Source organism: Psychromonas sp. MME2, assembly GCF_040566515.1.
Classification (GTDB): Bacteria; Pseudomonadota; Gammaproteobacteria; order Enterobacterales; family Psychromonadaceae; genus Psychromonas.
Genome location: NZ_JBEWXI010000010.1, coordinates 204,764 through 220,165 on the forward strand (window position 1 = coordinate 204,764; position 15,402 = coordinate 220,165).

Annotated in this window: 13 protein-coding genes and 4 pseudogenes; all 17 read left to right on the forward strand. The window is 40.5% G+C overall.

The window, feature by feature from the left end; all coding sequences use genetic code 11:
• Positions 1-79: 79 nt before the first annotated feature.
• The 17 genes and pseudogenes from mraZ (at position 80) to ftsA (ending at position 15,312) form a co-directional block, all read left to right on the forward strand.
• Entirely contained in the window at positions 80-538 is a 459-nt protein-coding gene (gene mraZ / locus AB1A03_RS09395) for a division/cell wall cluster transcriptional repressor MraZ (RefSeq protein WP_354624416.1), read from the forward strand.
• Positions 538-1,486, forward strand: a pseudogene (gene rsmH / locus AB1A03_RS09400) (16S rRNA (cytosine(1402)-N(4))-methyltransferase RsmH). Before mraZ ends, rsmH begins: the two are co-directional and overlap by 1 nt.
• A 1-nt stretch (position 1,487) precedes the next feature.
• Positions 1,488-1,802, forward strand: coding sequence for a cell division protein FtsL (ftsL, locus tag AB1A03_RS09405; protein WP_354624417.1), 315 nt, complete (start codon positions 1,488-1,490; stop codon positions 1,800-1,802).
• Positions 1,799-2,164: a hypothetical protein gene (locus tag AB1A03_RS09410; protein WP_354624418.1), complete on the forward strand. Its 366-nt coding sequence runs from the start codon at positions 1,799-1,801 to the stop codon at positions 2,162-2,164. Before ftsL ends, AB1A03_RS09410 begins: the two co-directional genes overlap by 4 nt.
• Positions 2,092-3,627, forward strand: coding sequence for a peptidoglycan D,D-transpeptidase FtsI family protein (locus tag AB1A03_RS09415; protein ID WP_354624419.1), 1,536 nt, complete (start codon positions 2,092-2,094; stop codon positions 3,625-3,627). The genes AB1A03_RS09410 and AB1A03_RS09415 overlap by 73 nt, the downstream gene beginning before the upstream one ends.
• Before the next feature lie 5 nt (positions 3,628-3,632).
• On the forward strand, positions 3,633-5,156 hold the full coding sequence (gene murE, locus AB1A03_RS09420) for a UDP-N-acetylmuramoyl-L-alanyl-D-glutamate--2,6-diaminopimelate ligase (RefSeq protein ID WP_354624420.1): 1,524 nt from the start codon (positions 3,633-3,635) through the stop codon (positions 5,154-5,156).
• Positions 5,150-5,824 (forward strand): UDP-N-acetylmuramoyl-tripeptide--D-alanyl-D-alanine ligase, encoded by a 675-nt coding sequence (locus AB1A03_RS09425; RefSeq protein WP_354624421.1) that lies wholly within the window; start codon positions 5,150-5,152, stop codon positions 5,822-5,824. Before murE ends, AB1A03_RS09425 begins: the two co-directional genes overlap by 7 nt.
• Positions 5,745-6,566: a Mur ligase family protein gene (locus tag AB1A03_RS09430; protein ID WP_354624422.1), complete on the forward strand. Its 822-nt coding sequence runs from the start codon at positions 5,745-5,747 to the stop codon at positions 6,564-6,566. The genes AB1A03_RS09425 and AB1A03_RS09430 overlap by 80 nt, the downstream gene beginning before the upstream one ends.
• Before the next feature lie 53 nt (positions 6,567-6,619).
• The gene (mraY, locus tag AB1A03_RS09435; protein ID WP_354624423.1) at positions 6,620-7,702 is read left to right on the forward strand and encodes a phospho-N-acetylmuramoyl-pentapeptide-transferase; all 1,083 of its coding nucleotides are present in this window, start codon (positions 6,620-6,622) and stop codon (positions 7,700-7,702) included.
• A gap of 1 nt (position 7,703) precedes the next feature.
• Positions 7,704-9,014, forward strand: a complete 1,311-nt coding sequence (murD, locus tag AB1A03_RS09440; protein WP_354624424.1) for a UDP-N-acetylmuramoyl-L-alanine--D-glutamate ligase — start codon at positions 7,704-7,706, stop codon at positions 9,012-9,014.
• Between the two features lie 19 nt (positions 9,015-9,033).
• Positions 9,034-10,236: a putative lipid II flippase FtsW gene (gene ftsW, locus AB1A03_RS09445; protein WP_354624425.1), complete on the forward strand. Its 1,203-nt coding sequence runs from the start codon at positions 9,034-9,036 to the stop codon at positions 10,234-10,236.
• Positions 10,229-11,313 (forward strand): annotated as a pseudogene (murG, locus tag AB1A03_RS09450) (undecaprenyldiphospho-muramoylpentapeptide beta-N-acetylglucosaminyltransferase). The gene ftsW and the pseudogene murG overlap by 8 nt, the downstream one beginning before the upstream one ends.
• A 9-nt stretch (positions 11,314-11,322) precedes the next feature.
• Positions 11,323-12,782: pseudogene (murC, locus tag AB1A03_RS09455) on the forward strand (UDP-N-acetylmuramate--L-alanine ligase).
• Positions 12,782-13,698: pseudogene (locus AB1A03_RS09460) on the forward strand (D-alanine--D-alanine ligase). The pseudogenes murC and AB1A03_RS09460 overlap by 1 nt, the downstream one beginning before the upstream one ends.
• A 5-nt stretch (positions 13,699-13,703) precedes the next feature.
• Positions 13,704-14,441 carry a cell division protein FtsQ/DivIB gene (locus AB1A03_RS09465; RefSeq protein ID WP_354624426.1) on the forward strand — a complete coding sequence of 246 codons (738 nt, stop codon included), beginning with the start codon at positions 13,704-13,706 and terminating at the stop codon, positions 14,439-14,441.
• 62 nt (positions 14,442-14,503) lie between these two features.
• Positions 14,504-14,734, forward strand: coding sequence for a hypothetical protein (locus tag AB1A03_RS09470; RefSeq protein ID WP_354624427.1), 231 nt, complete (start codon positions 14,504-14,506; stop codon positions 14,732-14,734).
• The gene (gene ftsA, locus AB1A03_RS09475) at positions 14,701-15,312 is read left to right on the forward strand and encodes a cell division protein FtsA (protein ID WP_354624428.1); all 612 of its coding nucleotides are present in this window, start codon (positions 14,701-14,703) and stop codon (positions 15,310-15,312) included. The genes AB1A03_RS09470 and ftsA overlap by 34 nt, the downstream gene beginning before the upstream one ends.
• Positions 15,313-15,402 lie beyond the last annotated feature (90 nt).

A 15,402-nucleotide genomic window follows, 5' to 3' on the forward strand; every position in this document is an offset into this window, starting at 1 on the left:
TGTGGTAAAAAGTGTTTAAATGTGGATTTTTGTGTCATAATTTTTGAATTTTAACGACTCAGAGCGTGGAAGCTAATTAATGTTGCGTGGTGCGAGTGCTATTAATCTTGATAGTAAAGGAAGAATTGCTATTCCAACGCGGTATCGCGAATGGTTGGGCGATACTTGCCAAGGGCAATTTGTCTGCACTATCGATTTGCAATCACCTTGTCTATTGCTCTATCCCATTAATGAGTGGTTATTAATAGAAAACAAATTGCGCTTGTTATCCAGTACCGATCCACAGGAAAGACGTTTACAACGATTAATTTTGGGATACGCAACTGAGTGTGAATTAGATGCAGGTGGACGTACCTTAATAGCCCCCACATTAAGGCAACATGCACAGCTACAAAAAAAAACGATGTTAGTGGGCCAATTAAATAAATTTGAACTCTGGGATGAAGCGATGTGGCATCAACAAGTACAACAAGATTTGCAACAGGGTTTACCTTCAAACGATGAATTGAGCGAACGACTAAAAGGATTTTCACTGTAATGGCTGAACATATCACGGTATTGCTCGACGAAGCAGTTAATGGCTTAGCACTTAACAAAGCGGGTATCTATGTAGATGGCACATTTGGTAGAGGTGGCCATTCTCGTCATATTTTAAAACAACTCGGTGAAAATGGTCGATTAATTGCGATCGATAGGGATCCTCGTGCAATCGCTGCGGGGGAGGCGCTGATGTTAGAAGATCCGCGTTTTACCATTATTCATGGGCCATTCTCAGGTCTAGCTGACTATATCAAAGCATTAGGTCTAGAAGGTAAAATTGATGGCGTGCTTTTAGATCTCGGAGTCTCTTCGCCACAGCTTGATGATGCCGAGCGTGGATTTAGCTTCATGCGAGATGGCCCCTTAGATATGCGCATGGATCCAACATCGGGTATCAGTGCGGCAGATTGGTTAGCAAAAGCGGATGTTGATGATATTGGCTGGGTGTTAAAAACATTTGGCGAAGAAAAATTCGCCTACCGCATTGCTCGAGCCATTGTCGAGGATCGCAAAGAAACTCCTTTTGTACGTACCTTGCAATTAGCAAAATTGATTGAACGTCTTTGCCCTAAAAAGAGAGAAAAATAAACACCCTGCAACACGTGCCTTTCAAGGGATACGAATTTATATCAATAGTGAATTAGAAGAAATTCAAAAAGTATTAGAAGGGGCGTTAGATATTCTTGCTATTGGCGGACACTTATCTGTTATTAGTTTTCATTCACTTGAGGACAGAATTGTAAAACGCTTTATTCGTAAGCAAGAGAAAGGTCGCGAATACCCATCTGGTTTACCATTGACAGAAGCACAAATGCAACATGGAAAAACCTTAAAAGCAGTCGGAAAGGCATTAAAACCTTCGCCACAAGAAATTAGTGAGAATGTGCGAGCACGTAGTTCTGTTTTACGCGTTGCCCAAAAAATAGCAGAGCCTGAGAGAAATTAAATTGAGTGAAGCTCGTGATAGTTTGCTGCTTTTGATTTTAGCAGACCTACGTAGAAATGGATTAGCGATCATTATCGCTTTGAGCATTTTACTTAGTGCTTTTTATAACATCTATATCACCCATCAAACGCGTGAATTAGTGACCTTAAAAGAGCAATTATCACAGTACAAAGATAATTTAATGATTGAGAAACGTAATCTTTTACTTGAAGAGCATACTTTGGATGAACATAGTCGCATCCGGCGTATAGCAAACAAAAAATTATCGATGTCACAACCGACTAAGCACAATAGCGTATTAGTGGAACTCCCATGAATAATAAGAAACGGATTTCAATAAAAAGTAAAAAGAGTCAACAGATTAAGAAGAACAAAGTATACGCCAACTTTTCATCGTGGCGTTATATTACTGTGTCTGTCATTATTTCTTTGATTGCGCTTTTACTTATTAGTCGTCTAGCCTACTTACAAGTTGTAGAGCCAGAATATTTAGCGAATGAAGCGGATAAACGCAGCTTACGAGTGACAAATTCTATTGCTCATCGAGGTGATATTTCAGACCGTCATGGTGAAGAGCTCGCGATTAGTGTGCCTGCCTATGCAATTTGGGTCATCCAAAGGCGGTCAAGGATAAATATGCATTTACAAAAGAAGAATGGTTACAAAGTGTTGAAATAAACCCTCGTACAGGCAAAGAAATTCATACTAAAAACTATTTTTATGAATCAAAAAAATGGCCTGCATTAGCGGAAGTCTTAGATATCGACATGAAAAGCTTAGCGGCGATTATCGAAAAACCTAATTCACGATTTGCCTACCTTAAACGGCAAGTTAATAATTCGGTTGTACAATACATTGATAAATTAAATTTAGCGGGCATTGCAAAACAGGTTGAATCACATCGTTATTATCCCACTGGCGAGATTAATGCCAATATCTTGGGGTTGACTGACCTTGATGCACAAGGTATTGAAGGCATTGAGAAAAGTTATAACGACTATCTGCAAGGACAAAATGGTTCGAAACGGGTGCGTAAGGATAGGCTTGGTAATGTTATTGATAATATTGAAATATTAAAAGAAAGAAAAGCAGCGGGTAATTTACAACTGAGCATTGATCAACGAATTCAAGCTGAGGCCTATAGCCAATTAAAGCTTGCCGTTGAAATTAATGAAGCAACTTCCGGATCGATTGTCGTGATTGATGTGAAGTCCGGAGAAATATATGCGATGGCAAACTACCCCTCTTTTAATCCCAATGATCGTGAACAATACCAACCCTATAAATTAAGAAATAGAGCCATTACCGATACCTTTGAACCAGGGTCGACTGTTAAGCCATTGGTCGTGGCAAGTGCGTTAGTCAATGGTAAGGCTGATATTGATGAAGTGATTGATACCTCTCCTGGGTGGATGCACATAGGTGGTAGACGTGTACGTGATGGTAAAAACCTAGGTAAAATTGATTTAGCAATGATTCTGAAAAAGTCGAGTAATATTGGAGTGAGTAAATTAGCGTTACGATTACAACCGGATCAATTGCAGCAAACCTTTGCAAATTTCGGCTTTGGTAATGACACGGGTATCGCCTTAATTGGTGAAAGTGTTGGACGTTTACCGTTGCGTAAACGTTGGTCTGATTTTGAACTTGCGACGATGTCCTTTGGCTATGGTATTACCACGACAACACTACAATTAGCAAAAGCCTACGCTATCTTAGGCAGTGGTGGTGTTGAATATCCTATTTCAATATTGAAAAACACCTCGCCAGCAGTTGGTGAACAGGTTATTCCTCGTCAAATTGCCCGTGAAGTTGTTGCGATGATGGAAGGGGTAAGTCAAAAGGGCGGCACCGCACCGCAGGCTAAGGTAGAGGGGTATCGTATTGCCGGTAAAACAGGGACATCACGTAAAGCTGAAGCTGGTGGGTATGGTGATGACTATGTTGCGGTATTTGCAGGATTAGCACCTATTAGCAACCCACGTTTTGCAATTGCAGTGATGATTAATGAACCGCAAGGTGATCGCTATTACGCTGGCGATGTTGCGGCACCTGTTTTTTCCGCAGTGATGAAGAGTGCACTGTTATTGACGCACATTCGACCTGATGATGAAAATGAACGTTATACCCTATTGGAGTAATATTAATGATGGGCCATACATGCCATAAAATACCTTTAGATAAATTATTAACACCTTGGTTTGTATGTGATTTTGATTCTATATATGTGTCAGGGATAACCCTTGATAGTCGTGAAATAGTTGCCGATAACCTTTTTGTTGCATTACAAGGGGCCAAACTAGATGGGCGTGCTTATATTGACAACGCGATAGCTCAAGGGGCTTGCGCTGTTTTATCGGAGACTAAACAGCCTAACGAACACGGTCATATTACCCTTAATGGGGCCGTACCTATTATCAGTATCTACCAACTTAGTGCCATCCTAAGTGGACTCGCCTACCGTTTTCATTTTCAAGAAAAACCCTTGCATAAGGTTATCGCTGTTACGGGCACCAATGGCAAAACTACCATAGCCAGTTTATTAGCTAACGCCTTTACCTTATTAGGCTTGCAAAGTGCACAAATGGGGACCATTGGTAATGGGCTGTTTGGAAAGCTAAAAAGTAGTGAAAATACGACACTGGATGCACTTTCTGTTTTTGCTCAATTAAATTGCTATCAAAGTAGTGGTGTCGATTATACGGTGATGGAGGTTTCATCCCATGGTTTAGCACAGGATCGCGTTTCTGCTCTGCCTTTCCATAGTGCTATTTTTACTAATTTGTCGCGTGATCACCTCGACTATCATGAAACCATGGAAAATTATGCAGCTACCAAAAAGCGCTTGTTCACGGAATACCCGTTAACGCATCGCATTATAAATGGTGATGATCTCGTTGGCCGAACATGGCTAAGCGAGTTTCCCGATGCGATAGTCTATGGATTTAATGCTAGTGACTTTGCCCAGCTGCACAGATATTTACAGATCACAAATGTTGAATATTTAGCAAAAGGTATCACTTTTTCATTTACCTCTTCCTGGGGAAAAGGCAATATTAGCGCCCCGTTTTATGGTGATTTTAATGTTGCTAATTTAGCCGCGGTATTAACACAATTATTGGCTGAAAATTTTCCAGTATCAGTGCTTGAGGCACTTTTTACTAAGTTAAGTGCCGTACCCGGTCGTATGGAGCAGTACCTTTTTGCAAAGCAAAAAGTGACCTTTGTTGTCGATTATGCACATACCCCAGATGCCTTGGAAAAAGCACTCGTCGCCTTACAAAAACATAAATCGTCGGGGCGTTTGATTGCAGTATTCGGCTGTGGGGGCGATAGAGATAAGGGTAAACGTGCTGAAATGGCTAAAATAGCAGAGACGTTTGCCCAAAAAGTAGTATTAGTTGATGATAATCCCCGTAGTGAGCCCGCTAGTGAGATTATGAAAGATATTCTAAGCGGTTTTACTAAACCCGATGAAGTAGAGGTTATTCATGACAGAGAACAAGCTATTTTATCTTTATTAGCAACAAGCCAGCCCAATGATATTATATTGCTTGCGGGGAAAGGCCATGAAGATTATCAAATTATTGCCGATAAACGCTATGACTACAGCGATAGAAAAGTATTAGCCGAATTACAAAAACAATATAATAGGATAGATGAATGTTAAGTTTAAGTGTTGCTGAAATTGCATTGGCAACGGGAGGGGATATTTTTAATGAACCGGCGAGCGAGTTGGTGATCGACTCGGTTTGTACTGATAGCCGTAATGTTAACATGAACTCTCTATTTATTGCTTTACAGGGCGCGTCATTTGATGCACATGCGTTTATTGATGACGTTGAAAGTCGTGCTGCTCTATTGTTAGTGCATAGAAAAGTTAATACAGGATTACCTTATATTTTAGTGAAAGACACGCGTATTGCCCTGGGGCTTTTAGGTGCCTATGTCAGAGATAAAATTGAAGGGCTTAAGTGCGCAGCGATCACCGGTAGTAATGGTAAAACCACAACGAAAGAGTTATTGAGTCAAATATTACGGCAGCATGATCCAGCGAAAGATGCCGTGTTGGCGACAGCTGGCAATTTTAATAATGATATTGGTTTACCTTTAACACTATTACGTTTAAGCCAATCGAACCATTTCGCTGTTGTAGAGCTAGGGGCAAATCACCCTGGTGAAATTGCCTATACAGCAAAGCTTGCTAAACCTGATGTAGCGCTGATTAATAATGTTATGCCAGCTCATTTAGAAGGGTTTGGAATCGCTTGCCGGGGTTGCAAAAGCCAAGGGAGAAATTTGGCAAAGTTTATCTGCACAAGGTATTGCTGTACTTAACCTTGATGCTGATTTTGTTAATGATTATCAGCAGCAGATTGAACAGCAAGGCAATAAAATAATTACATTTTCCATAAGTAATGCTTGCGCTAATTTATTTGCGAGTAATATTCGCTATGATGCAATGGGCAATGGCCGTTTTACTTTAAATATAGAATACGATAATGAACATCAGATGGTTGACATCCAATTAAATATAGCCGGTCAACATAATGTAAGTAATGCACTTGCTGCTGCGAGTATGGCGATTGCTTTAGGATGTGATATTGATGCTATCCAATTAGGGCTTAACGCTTTGCATGCGGTATCAGGCAGAGTCAACTGTACTGCGATTAATGAGTTTATTTCGTTGATAGATGATACCTATAATGCAAATTCGGCATCCGTTAAAGCTGCTATTGATCTATTGGCTTTGCAGGAAGGGGCAACTTTACTTATTTTAGGTGATATGGCGGAGTTAGGGCAATATAGCGAGCAGGAGCATATTGCTGTTGGAGAGTATGCGGCATTGAAAAATATCGAACAGCTATTGACCGTTGGTATATTGAGCGAAAAAACATCAATTGCATATAATGAATCTACCGATAAAAACGCAATACATTTTACGAATAAACAAGCACTTAATGATTATTTACGAGAACATATTCTATCTAATCGAACAAAAGTTACTATTTTGGTTAAAGGCTCTCGTGGCGCAAAAATGGAAGACGCTGTGGCATTTATTAAACAGGCGTCACATTAACTTTTAGTCGATATTGTAATCATATTTTAATAAATTTATTAACAGGAAAAAACATGATTGTTTGGTTAGCAGAATTACTTTCAAGTTATTTTACATTCTTTAATGTATTGACCTACCTTTCAGTTCGTACCGTGATGGCGGTACTGACCGCATTGGCATTTTCGTTATGGTTCGGCCCTAAACTTATCCGATTTTTGCAACGAATGCAGATAGGTCAAGTAGTGCGTAATGATGGTCCCGAATCCCACTTTAGTAAGGCTGGCACCCCAACGATGGGCGGGATTATGATCCTAGCAGCTATCTGTTTATCAATATTACTCTGGGCGCGTTTAGATAATTATTATGTGTGGATTGTGCTCTTTACTACGCTTGCCTTTGGTGGTATCGGTTTTATGGATGATTATTTAAAAGTCGTACGTAAGCATCCCGATGGATTAATTGCACGTTGGAAATACTTTTGGCAATCTATAACGGCATTATTGTTAGGTGCAGTGCTAATGTATAGTGCATCTAGCCCTGCTGAAATGACCTTTGTGGTGCCCTTTTTTAAACAATATATGCCTTACCTGGGATTGCTATTTATTCCTCTGGTTTATTTCACTATCGTTGGTAGCAGTAATGCGGTAAACCTAACCGATGGTTTGGATGGTTTAGCTATTATGCCAACTGTAATGGTAGCTGCGGCCTTTGCTCTTATTGCTTATTTGACCAGCCATGTTAATTATGCCCACTATTTATATATACCTTATATCCCCAAGGCGAGTGAATTGGTTATTGTTTGTGGAACGATTGTCGGTGCGGGTTTAGGTTTCCTATGGTTTAACACCTATCCTGCGCAAGTGTTTATGGGTGATGTGGGCTCTCTTGCTTTAGGGGCATTGCTTGGGATCATTGCCGTATTAGTACGCCAAGAAATATTATTGGTGATCATGGGAGGGATTTTTGTGATTGAAACGCTGTCAGTCATTCTCCAGGTTGGTTCCTATAAAATGCGTAAACAACGAATCTTTCGTATGGCCCCCATACACCATCATTATGAAAAGAAAGGATGGCCAGAGCCGCGTGTGATTGTACGTTTTTGGATTATTACCATTGTCATGGTATTGATTGGTCTTGTCACATTAAAGGTTCGTTAATATGGATAAACAACAGGTTGGAGTGATTGGATTAGGGGTAACGGGGGTATCTTGTGTCGATTTTTTGCATGCACAAGGATACCGGGTCACCGTATTTGATACCCGTGATTGCCCACCTGAGGTCGATAAGCTAAATGGTGACGTTACTCTTCTCCTTGGCCCTTTAACTGGAACGGAATTAGCAAAATTCCCACTGCTTGTGGTGAGCCCTGGCTTGCCACTTAGCTTACCTGCAATACAGTTTGCCATTGAACAGGGTGTTGAAGTCATCGGCGATATAGAATTATTTGCGAGGCAGCTACAAACGCAACCATATCAACATGCAAAGCTTGTTACAATCACCGGCTCTAATGGAAAAAGTACCGTAACAACGCTACTTGGCGAAATGGCAAAGCAAGACAATATTAATGTTGCCGTTGGTGGTAATATTGGCATTCCTGCATTACAACTGCTTGCGCCAAATATTGACTTATATATTCTTGAGTTATCTAGCTTTCAATTGGAAACAACCCATTCATTACTTGCTGATGTTGCGACTATTTTAAACATTAGTGAAGATCATTTAGATAGATATGACTCTTTTCAACATTACGCGCAAACCAAACAATTTATTTATACGCAAAGCAAAAAGGCACTCTATAACCGAGATGACCTTTTAACTTTACCAGTAAACGAAGCACAACCCCAAAATAGCTTTGGTTTCGATGAGCGAGACTACGGCATAGTAAAGGATGAACAGGGCAATATCTGCTTAGCTCACCAAGGCGCGCCATTTTTTGCCGTACAACAGCTGAAGTTAAGTGGTAAACATAACTGGTTGAACGCACTCGCCGCCTTTGCATTAGGGGAAGCGGTTGGCATCAGTAAAAAGGCGATGTTAACGACACTAAAAAACTATTCCGGATTAAGGCATCGTTGTGAATTTATTGCTGATATTAATGGTGTACGTTGGATAAATGACTCGAAAGCGACCAATGTAGGTGCTACACAGGCGGCCTTGATGGGGCTATCTGCGACCATTGCAGGTAAGGTTCATGTTATTTTAGGCGGCGAAGGAAAGGGGGCTGATTTTAGCGAGCTAACTGCAGTGCTACAGGAAGTGGAAGGGTTAATAGTCTGTTTTGGTAAAGATGCAGAGCAAATTATGGCTGTCAGTGGGCGTGCTCAGCGTGTCAACAACTTAGATGAAGCCGTGCAATTAATTGCAGCAAACAGTGACCGTGGTGATTTAGTTATTTTAAGTCCAGCCTGTGCCAGTCTTGATATGTATCGTAATTTCATGGCTGAGGGGATCATTTTAAGGCGTTGGTGAGCGCCATGGAAGCACAAGGATGACCTGGTTTTATAAACTATTTGCCATTGATCCTAAGCAACAAGCTTATGATAAGCCACTGCTTATTATTGTCTTAATTTTAATGTCAATTGGTATGGTTATTGTGGCATCGGCTTCAATTCATGAGGGGATTGCCATTGATGATGATCCCTTTCGCTTTCTTAAGCGTCAGTTCTTATATATCATGGTCTGTTTCGTGATACTCGCCGTTGTTGTTTCTATTCCGATGCACAAATGGTATGAAAAACAAAATTTATTTTTAATGGGGGCGTTGTTAGGTTTACTGGCCGTTATCTTTGTCGGTACGGAAGTAAATGGCGCACATCGCTGGTTGAGAGTTGGCCCATTAAATATACAGCCTTCTGAATTTGCTAAGTTATCTATTATTCTTTTTCTAGCGAGTTACCTTGTTCGTCGTCAAGCTGAGGTTGTTGATACCATCAAGGGATTTGTTAAGCCTTTAGTGTTGTTAAGTGTTTTTGCGCTTCTTTTGTTGTTGCAACCAGACCTTGGTTCGACCGTGGTGATCGTAGTCGTTATGATGGGAATGCTATTCATTGCTGATGCTAAATTGATCTCCTTTATTGGTATTGCCGTCTCTTTATTAGCCGTTATTGTAATGCTGATTGTCACTTCTCCCTATCGAATGGCGCGCGTATTTGGTTTTTTAGATCCTTGGGCAGATCCCTTTGGTCGCAGCTATCAATTAACACAATCTTTAATGGCTTTTGGGCGTGGCGGTTGGTTTGGTCAGGGATTGGGTAATTCAGTACAAAAGCTGGAATATTTACCGGAAGCACATACCGATTTTATTATGGCTATACTCGCTGAAGAGTTGGGGTTCGTTGGTGTTACAATTGTTATCCTGTTGGAGTTTGTTTTAGTTTACAAAGCCTTTTCTATTGGTAAAAAAGCCCTATTGATCTCGAATATCTTTTCTGGCTATGTTGCCATTGGCATTGCTATCTGGTTTGCATTTCAAACCGCTGTTAATGTTGGTGCTGCATCGGGCATCGCCCCAACTAAGGGATTAACATTACCTTTGGTTAGCTACGGGGGCTCTAGTTTGGTCACGATTGCGATTGGGGTTGGACTACTGTTACGGATTGACTTTGAGACGCGGCAAGCCTCTTCACAGGTGCGCATGAGTAATAAAAAACAACGCAACAAAGCAACAATAAAAGAAGAAATTGATGAATAATAAGTCACTTTTAGTCATGGCAGGAGGGACTGGCGGTCATGTGTTTCCTGGGTTGGCAGTCGCAGACAAACTACAACAACAAGGTTGGCATGTATACTGGCTTGGCACGGCTGACCGTATGGAAGCTCAACTGGTGCCTGAGTATGGTTACCCCATTGATTTTATTGATATTGCAGGTGTCCGAGGGAATGGTTTAAAGCGTATGCTACTCGCTCCCTTTAAAATCATTAAATCGATTAGACAGGCGCGTCAGGTTTTAAAACAACGTAATATAAAATTGGTCTTAGGTATGGGCGGCTTTGCTAGTGGTCCGGGGGGGATAGCCGCATGGAGTATGGGAATTCCCGTTGTTTTACATGAACAAAATGCCGCCATGGGGCTAACAAATAAAATATTATCTCATTTTGCTAAAAAAGTGTTGCTGGGTTTTGCGAGTGATATTAAAGCGGCGAATGCGCAATTAGTAGGCAATCCTGTCCGTGAAAAATTGATTAATCTGCCAGCAAAAAAAATATCAGATAAAGCAATGCCGTTAAAGGTACTGATTGTTGGTGGTAGCTTAGGCGCCAAGGCATTAAATGAGTTATTACCGAAAGTTGCTCGCCATTTTAGTGAATCACAAATAACGATTATTCATCAAACGGGCAAGATGCACTATCAGAGCGTGAAACAAGCTTATCAAGAATACAACTCAGCCTCTGACGTACACGTGCGTTTATTACGGACATGGATGAAGTATACAGTTGGGCCGATTTAATTATTTGCCGTGCAGGGGCGTTAACGGTTGCTGAAATTGCGGTGGTTGGTTTACCCGCTATTTTTGTTCCACTACCCTATGCCGTAGATGACCACCAAACTAAAAATGCACAACAATTAGTTGATTTACAAGCAGCTGTGTTGATACCTCAAAAAGAACTCAATGACGATTTATTGAGTGATTATTTGCGTAAATTCAGCGAGAATAGAGAGTTGCTTAAAGTGATGTCTAATAATTGCAGAAAAGCAGCCATTACAGATGCGACCGAGCGCGTTGCGACTATCTGTAATCAACTTATTACATTAACAAAAAAAGATTAGTGATTTATTATGACAAAAATTGAACTCGCACAAATACGTACCATTATTCCTGAAATGCGTCGCGTTAAACAGATTCATTTTATCGGAGTGGGTGGTGCCGGTATGGGCGGGATCGCCGAAGTACTTGCCTATGAAGGTTACCATATTACCGGATCGGATATTGCTGAGAATGCGGTTGTTAAGCGTCTGCGTGCTATCGGCGCTGATATTTTTATCGGCCATAAGCAGGAAAATATCTATGGCGCATCGGTAGTGGTCGTATCTACGGCTATCGCTGCCGACAATGCCGAGTTGTTGGCGGCTCAACAGGCGCGTATTCCCGTTGTGCGTCGCGCTGAAATGTTAGCTGAATTAATGCGCTATCGACATGGTGTTGCCATCGCTGGGACACATGGTAAAACAACCACGACAAGCTTAATTGCGAGTATTTATGGACAAGCGAATTTAGATCCTACTTTTGTTATTGGAGGATTACTCAATAGCGCAGGCACCAACGCAAAGTTAGGCCAAAGCCGCTATTTGATAGCTGAAGCCGATGAAAGTGATGCATCATTCTTACATTTACAACCAATGGTATCAGTGATCACCAATATTGAAGCTGATCATATGGATACGTATCAGGGGAATTTTGAAGTATTAAAAGATACTTTTGTGCAATTTATACAAAACTTACCTTTTTACGGCACAGCCGTTGTTTGCCTAGATGATAAAGTGATAGAGTCATTAATACCTCGCTTTGCGCGGCAATGTATCACCTATGGTTTTCATGAGCAGGCCGATGTAAGAATCTCTGATTTTAAACAGACAGTGACACGCAGTGAGTTTGTTGTACATCGAGTGAATAGGGAAGCATTAACCATTCAACTTAATTTACCCGGCAAACATAATGCTTTAAATGCAGCGGCGGCGATTGCCGTTGCCATGGAAGATAATATCGATGATAGTGATATTCTCAATGCACTTAATGAGTTTCAAGGTATTGGGCGTCGTTTTGAGCAGTATGGTGAATTTGAAACCGGACGTGGTAAAGCGATGCTTATTGACGATTATGGGCACCATCCAACGGAGGTACTTGCCACCATTAACGCCATTAAAGAAGCTTGGCCAGAAAAACGGCTATTAATGGCATATCAACCTCATCGCTATACCCGTACACGGGATCTTTATGAAGATTTTTCGCAGGTATTAGCACAGGTTGATCAGCTCTTTTTACTAGATGTTTACGCTGCCGGAGAAGCGCCTATACCGGGCGCTGACAGCCGTTCATTATGCCAACAATTCGCCTTAGTAGTGGTAAAGAGCCCATTTTTGTCCCGACCCCTGAAGCGCTACCGATGATGTTGGCACAAATAATTGGTGATGGTGACATTGTCTTAACACAAGGTGCGGGTAATATTGGTGGTGTAGTAAAATTACTTGCAGAATTACAATTAGACATACAAAAAATGCAACAAGTAGGAAATGAATAATGAGTGTTGATTTTGGTAAAGTTGCTGTTTTATTAGGGGGAAATAGTGCCGAGCGTGAGGTTTCGTTGCGCTCTGGTCGTGCAGTACTCGATGCCTTATTACGTCAGGGGTTGATGCCATTGGCGTGGATCCTAAACATGATGATATTACGCAATTAAAAACGGGGATTGATCGTGTCTTTATCGCTTTGCATGGTAGAGGCGGTGAAGATGGCTGCATCCAAGGATTTTTAACCACGCTGCAAATTCCTTTTACGGGAAGCGATGTGCTTAGTTCTGCGATTGCAATGGATAAATCTAAAAGTAAACAAATTTGGCAAAGTTCGCAATTGCCCACTGCTCATTATCAACTAATTGTCAAAGATCACTTTAACCCTGAACACGCAGAGGATATACTTGCCAAGTTATCGGGAACTGTCATGGTTAAACCTGTTAATGAAGGTTCCAGTATTGGCATGGCAAAAGCTACAAATGTTAATGAATTACTTGCGGCACTAACGCAAGCGTTTACATTTGATAATAAAGTGCTATTAGAAACGTGGATTACTGGGCAAGAATACACGGTAACTATATTAAATGGTCAAGCTTTACCTGCAATTCGCATGCAAACAGCCAACATATTCTATGATTATCAAGCTAAATACCAATCTACGGATACCCAGTATTTTTGTCCCTGTGGATTAGACCCGCAAAAATTAGCGCAATTAAATGACCTTGCCGTTAGCGCATTTGCTGCGATTGGTTGCAGTGGTTGGGGACGGGTAGATTTTATGTTGGATACGCAAGGAAATTGGTATCTCCTTGAAGTAAATACCGTACCTGGTATGACTGAAACAAGTTTAGTACCCAAAGCAGCAAAGCAAGCTGGTCTTGAGTTCGATGAAATTGTTTTAGAAATATTGAAGCAAACATTATAATTATTATGTGGGATAAATTAAAGCAGGTGAAATTTGGTAAATTAGTTAGTTTACTGTTTTTTATTACTTTAATTTATTTCCTTCAGTATGGTTATTTTAGAGTAAGTGCTTGGTTAACTGATCAGCAATCGATGCCATTGAGCTCATTGATTTTAACGGGTAATATTAAGCACATTGCCGTAAATGATGTACGTAAAATTCTTATTGCACAGCAAAACAGATTGAATTTTTTTACATTAGAAATTGCAGAAATACAGCAGGAAATAGAAAATCTGCCATGGGTTTATTCTGCCTCGATTCGTAAACGTTGGCCGGATACATTAAAAATTCATATTGTTGAGCAATCAATTGTTGCAATATGGAATGATAAAACGCTATTAAATCGTTTTGGTGAGATAATTACGGTTTCACCCGATACCACGGATGATAAATTAGCGACACTTTACGGCGAAGATCAGTTTGCGGGTGATATATTAACTGATTATATGAAAATTAATCGCTTACTGAAGGTGAATAAATTTAAAATAGCCTCTTTAACAAGTGATAAACGTCATTCAAGTGACGTTACGTTAGATAATGGAATCGCATTACGTTTAGGTCAGGAGCAACAACTTGATCGTATTCAACGTTTCTTAAGTGTGTATCCTTTACTTGAAAAAGAATATGATATAACAACAATCGATTATATTGATTTGCGTTATGATACTGGTTTCGCAATCGGTTGGAAAAATAAGTTAAAATGAGATTAATCAAAATTGCAGAATTTAACTGCTTTTCACTAAAAAACAGATGGTAAAACGTGAGCATGGAAACGAGTTACACAGTTGGATTAGATATTGGTAGCAGCAAAATCGTACTGCTTATCGGTGAAGAGCTTGCCGATAACACCATTAATATTGTTGGTATTGGCGAGTCTACTTCGAAAGGAGTGGATAAAGGCTTAGTTATTGATTTGAATTCTGTCGTAGAGGCGATTAAAACGGCTCTGAACGAGCAGAGAAAATGGCAGACTGCTCAGTTTCATCGGTTAACCTAAATGTGTCTGGCTCTCATATTGAATCATTAAATGAATCAGGAACATGGGCAATTGAGGATCATGAAGTCAGCACATATGATGTGGAGAGTGTTTTACACAACGCTCGCTCTGTGAAAATTCGTGATGACCAACGTCTTTTAGATGTGATACCACAGGAGTTTTCTATCGACTCTCAGGGGCATATTAAAAACCCATTGGGGCTATCGGGAGTAAAATTAAAAGCAGACGTTCATTTAATAACTTGTCATAACGATTTAGTGAAAAATTTAGAAAAAGCCGTAGAACGATGTGGCTTGGTTATTAATCAGCTTACCTTTTCAGGTGTCGCTTCAAGCTGTTCAATTTTAAGTGAAGATGAAAAAGAGTTAGGTGTCTGCGTTGTTGATATGGGGAGCGGTACCATGGATATCTCCATTTATGTTGCAGGGGCGCTAAAATACAGTTTAGTACTTGATTACGCAGGAAATTCGGTGACGAATGATATTGCCATTGCTTTTAGTGCTCCGCCCAGTTCTGCGGAGGAGATCAAGGTTAAACATGGCAGTTTGAATTTAGATCAAATAGATGATGATAGATGATTGAGTTGCCGAGTGTCGGTGGTCGAGATATGCGTCGTTTACCCCGAAAGACATTAATCAACGTGATCGAGCCGCGCTATAGTGAATTAC

What these genes read in the sequence shown, in the direction of transcription:
- mraZ (WP_354624416.1), top strand. Translation starts at nt 80, where the DNA reads ATGTTGCGTGGTGCGAGTGCTATTAATCTTGATAGTAAAGGAAGAATT.
- AB1A03_RS09410 (WP_354624418.1), top strand. Translation starts at nt 1,799, where the DNA reads ATGAATAATAAGAAACGGATTTCAATAAAAAGTAAAAAGAGTCAACAG.
- murE (WP_354624420.1), top strand. Translation starts at nt 3,633, where the DNA reads ATGATGGGCCATACATGCCATAAAATACCTTTAGATAAATTATTAACA.
- AB1A03_RS09425 (WP_354624421.1), top strand. Translation starts at nt 5,150, where the DNA reads ATGTTAAGTTTAAGTGTTGCTGAAATTGCATTGGCAACGGGAGGGGAT.
- mraY (WP_354624423.1), top strand. Translation starts at nt 6,620, where the DNA reads ATGATTGTTTGGTTAGCAGAATTACTTTCAAGTTATTTTACATTCTTT.
- murD (WP_354624424.1), top strand. Translation starts at nt 7,704, where the DNA reads ATGGATAAACAACAGGTTGGAGTGATTGGATTAGGGGTAACGGGGGTA.
- ftsW (WP_354624425.1), top strand. Translation starts at nt 9,034, where the DNA reads ATGACCTGGTTTTATAAACTATTTGCCATTGATCCTAAGCAACAAGCT.
- AB1A03_RS09465 (WP_354624426.1), top strand. Translation starts at nt 13,704, where the DNA reads ATGTGGGATAAATTAAAGCAGGTGAAATTTGGTAAATTAGTTAGTTTA.
- AB1A03_RS09470 (WP_354624427.1), top strand. Translation starts at nt 14,504, where the DNA reads ATGGAAACGAGTTACACAGTTGGATTAGATATTGGTAGCAGCAAAATC.
- ftsA (WP_354624428.1), top strand. Translation starts at nt 14,701, where the DNA reads ATGGCAGACTGCTCAGTTTCATCGGTTAACCTAAATGTGTCTGGCTCT.